General features: G+C 46.6%; 4 protein-coding genes. 2 read left to right on the top strand and 2 right to left on the bottom strand.

The genetic code is table 11. From position 1 onward, the window contains the following. Positions 1–801, top strand: an 801-nt coding sequence (folP, locus tag QUA45_RS22135) for a dihydropteroate synthase (protein WP_333222124.1), incomplete at its 5' end; no start/stop codon positions are given. Here folP and QUA45_RS22130 read toward each other — a convergent pair. Further along, positions 792–1,628 (bottom strand): stomatin-like protein, encoded by an 837-nt coding sequence (locus tag QUA45_RS22130; RefSeq protein WP_333071549.1) that lies wholly within the window; start codon positions 1,626–1,628, stop codon positions 792–794. The genes folP and QUA45_RS22130 overlap by 10 nt on opposite strands. A 191-nt stretch (positions 1,629–1,819) precedes the next feature. On the opposite strand from QUA45_RS22130, the gene QUA45_RS22125 reads away from it, so the two are divergent. Further along, positions 1,820–2,575 carry a tetratricopeptide repeat protein gene (locus QUA45_RS22125; RefSeq protein WP_333222123.1) on the top strand — a complete coding sequence of 252 codons (756 nt, stop codon included), beginning with the start codon at positions 1,820–1,822 and terminating at the stop codon, positions 2,573–2,575. A 96-nt stretch (positions 2,576–2,671) separates the two neighbouring features. On the opposite strand, the gene aroB is transcribed toward QUA45_RS22125, so the two are convergent. Beyond that, complete coding sequence (gene aroB / locus QUA45_RS22120) at positions 2,672–3,766, bottom strand: 3-dehydroquinate synthase (RefSeq protein WP_333100107.1); 1,095 nt, start codon at positions 3,764–3,766, stop codon at positions 2,672–2,674. Between the last annotated feature and the right edge of the window lie 92 nt (positions 3,767–3,858).

Below are 3,858 nucleotides of genomic sequence, written 5' to 3'. Positions count from 1 at the left end.
ATGGGCGTTTTAAATGTTACCCCTGACAGTTTTAGCGACGGCGGAGATTTCTATACCATAGAATCTGCTTTAGTGCAAGCTGAAAATATGGTAAAATCCGGTGTAGATATTATTGATATTGGCGGTCAATCTACGCGGCCCGGTGCCGCGGAAATATCTTTAAAAGAGGAGATCGATCGCGTTATACCTCTGGTACAAATACTGCGAGAAAAAGCCGATATTTTTGGCTCAGTTCCTATTTCTGTCGATACTACCAGAGCGCAGGTTGCCAAAGCTGCAGTTGAGGCGGGAGCTGATATAATTAACGATATTTCGGGAGCTACTTTTGATTCGGAAATGCTGTCAACCGTTGCTAAGTTAAAAGTACCAATAATTTTGATGCACATTCGGGGAACTCCCCAGACGATGCAACAACTCACAGATTATCGCGATTTAATTGGGGAAATTAAGGAATTTTTCGAGAGTCAAATTGCGGCAGCAGTTGCTGCGGGTATTGACAAATCTCAAATAATTCTCGACCCCGGTATTGGCTTTGCCAAGACTTACAGTCAAAACTTAGAAATTTTGTGCGAGTTGCGAAAATTCCGTGTCTTAAACTGTCCGCTTTTAGTCGGAGTATCGCGAAAAAGCTTCATCGGTCACATTTTGAATCAGCCAGAAGCGAAACAAAGAATTTGGGGGACAGCGGCGGCTTGTACAGGTGCGATCGCAAATTTGGCAGATATCTTGCGAGTTCACGATGTCAGAGAAATGCACGATGTTTGTCTGGTTGCCGACGCTATCTTCAGGAATCAGTCTTGAGAAGTGTTAGTATCGATAACTTTCATTTCTCCGCCCTCAGAATGAATCACATCGGGCATAGAACCCATCAGCTCGCCCAGAGCTTCCGTCATGCTTCTCGGATCCATAAACAGAATTTTGGCATTGTCGCTTTCGCCCAATTTTTGTTGAGCTTCTAAGTATTTTTCGGTTACTAAGTAATTCAAAACTTGCTTGCTATTCGGATGTGAGTCTAAAGCTTCAACTAAGAGCCTCATGTACTCCTTAGTGCCGATCGCTTTATTGACCATTGCTTGCCACTCGCTCTTGGTAGCGCGCTCCAATTCCATAGCTTCTTGCACCCTTTTCGGAGGTGTAATGCTTTGAATTTCTACGCGAATTACTTTGACACCCCAAGTTTCCGTAGCTTCGTCCAACTTTTTGAGTAACTTTTTATTCATGTCATCTCGGGAACCCAAGATGTCTTGCATGGGCAATCGACCAATTTCAGCGCGAAACGTTGTTAAAACTAAGTTGGCGATGGCATTTTCAATTTGATCGATTCCATAATAAGCTTTCTGTAAATTTACAACCCGCCAATACACAACGGCATCGACTTCGAGAGCCACATTATCTCCCGTAATTGCTGACTGAGGTTTAATGTCTAAAACTCTTTCACGGCTTGTGTCCACGCAGACGACTTTTTCGACCAGGGGACTGATAAAGTGGAATCCTGGCTTGAGGGTGCGCTTGTATTGACCCAAACGTTCCACTAAAGCTTCGTCGCCACCGCTGACTATTTTGACGCTTGAGTTAACAGCGTAGCCGAGGATGAGCGCAAAGAGCATGGTAAGAATAGACTGCCCCATTTCTATTTTCCTGCTAAGGTTGACTGAGAATCGATCGGAATTCTACTCTAATTTAACTCAAACTCGGCCACACAGTGCTAAAATATCTCGACTGTTAATAACTAACTATTTGATCGGGTGGGCCCCATCGGCTCCGACTCTTACGGCGCTAGTGAAACCCAGGATATCAACAACACGTTTCCACAAAAGACATGAAAAACGATCGAGAGTTTCGCTTGTTCAAACCTTTGAGGTGGATCGCGCCAAGCATTTTGGTGGGTGCAGGAATGTGGAATGCCGCAGTGACCCAACCGGCACAAGCTGAGACCATCGCCCTGCAACTCTCGCAAAACTTGCAGCCTCCAGGCCGAGGCCCTGCTGTTCGGGAAGTTATGTCTTATGAGATGAAGGGAGACGAACTCAGGATTTGCAAGCAGGAAGGCAACTCCGAGAAAAAGTGCCAAGTTGTAGGTAAAGGCTACACGGTGGGTTTGAGAACTGCCAACGACCTTTACGGTCAAGGAAATGCTGTCAATGCCGAAACCTTGTACCGGCAACTAATCGCTCGCTATCCCAAACAAGCGGATGCTTATTACAAGCTAGGAACTATGTTGTCGGGGCAAGGTAAAATGAGCGATGCGATCGTTCTATTCCAAAAAGCAATTGAAGTCAACCCGCAGCACGCCAAAGCTCACAACGATTTAGGCGTCGCGATGGCAAGTCAGGGGCAGTTGCCGGAGGCAATTGTTCAGTGGAGACAAGCCGTTAAAATTAACGCTCAATATCCCGATGCTTTAAACAATTTAGGAGTCGGTTTGTACCAGCAAGGAGACAAGGAAAACCAAGCCGAGGCAGTAGCCAGCCTCACAAAAGCTAAGGAGTTATTTATCAAGCAAGGCAGAACTCAAGCCGCTAACAGAGTAGATAAGATTTTGGAGGAAATTAATTCGCGGTCGAGCGGTTCCTAAACTCAACCGCCGATCGCACATTGAAAGAAAAAACATCTGTGGCGATCGGCGTTAATGGGCGTTCAGCGACGGTTAAACACCCCTATAAACAGAAATCTAAAGCATTTCCTTCAAAACTTGTAAAATCAAATCTCCATCCACCCGATCGCTCACAGCAGCCTCACCCAAGCGCACGGGCAGCACAAACCGCACCTTGCCATCCTGCACCTTCTTATCGAGTTGCAAAGTATGCAAAATTTCCTCAACATCCACACCCGCCGGCAATTTGGCAGGTAAACCCGCTTTTTCAATCAAAGCAGACTGGCGGCGATCGCACTCAGCATCCCACATTCCCAACTCTACAGCCAATCGGCTTGACGCAGCCATACCGATGGCCACTCCTTCCCCGTGATTGATCACCTTGTAATTGGTCAAACTTTCCACAGCATGACCGATGGTGTGCCCGTAATTCAAAATCGCCCGCAAACCCGATTCCTTCTCGTCTTTGCTTACCACCTCAGCCTTAGCTTGGCAAGACCTGCTCAAAATTTCTGCCAACAAATCCGCCTTCACATAGCGCATTTGATCCAAACGCTTGCAATTCTCCAACTTCCCGAAAAGTTCAGCATCCCAAATCACCCCGTACTTGATGACTTCCGCCATCGCCGAACGAAACTCCCTCGCCGGCAGAGTTTTGAGGACATCCGGGTCAATTAACACCAAACGCGGCTGGTGAAAAGCCCCGATTAAATTTTTCCCTAAAGGATGATTTACCCCCGTTTTGCCGCCGATAGAAGCATCAACCATCGCCAGCAGCGAAGTCGGAACCTGCACGACATTAATTCCCCGCAGCCAAGTCGCCGCAGCAAAACCCGTCATATCGCCCACCACCCCGCCGCCCAAAGCCACCATTGTCGAGGAACGTTCTAAGCGGTTTTCCAAAGCCGCACCGTAAATTTTCTGTACCGAATTTAAAGTTTTGTACTGTTCTCCCGGTGGTAAAATGCAGGTACCGACTTCCAGACCGGCCGATTCGAGGGCTGCGGTTGCTCTTTCGCCGTACTGCCGAAAAATTGACTGATTCGACACCAGAAGCACTTTTTTGCCCAAGCTTAGATCGCCCATCAGACTGCCGAGTTCGTCTAAACCGCCCGATCGCACGCAAACATTGTAAGATTGTGGCCCCAAGTCAACTTTAATTATGGATTGCATATTTATCTAATTTAGATATTAGATTTTAGATTATAGTTCTTATAGGTCTTTTTATTGATTGTTTTGGAGAAATTGCAATGACTCTTAGCGGA

It is taken from the genome of Microcoleus sp. Pol12A5, assembly GCF_036701435.1.
Taxonomy (GTDB): Bacteria; Cyanobacteriota; Cyanobacteriia; order Cyanobacteriales; family Microcoleaceae; genus Microcoleus.
The sequence above is the reverse complement of the archived record's forward strand: the minus strand, read 5'-3'. Positions and strand labels throughout refer to the sequence as shown.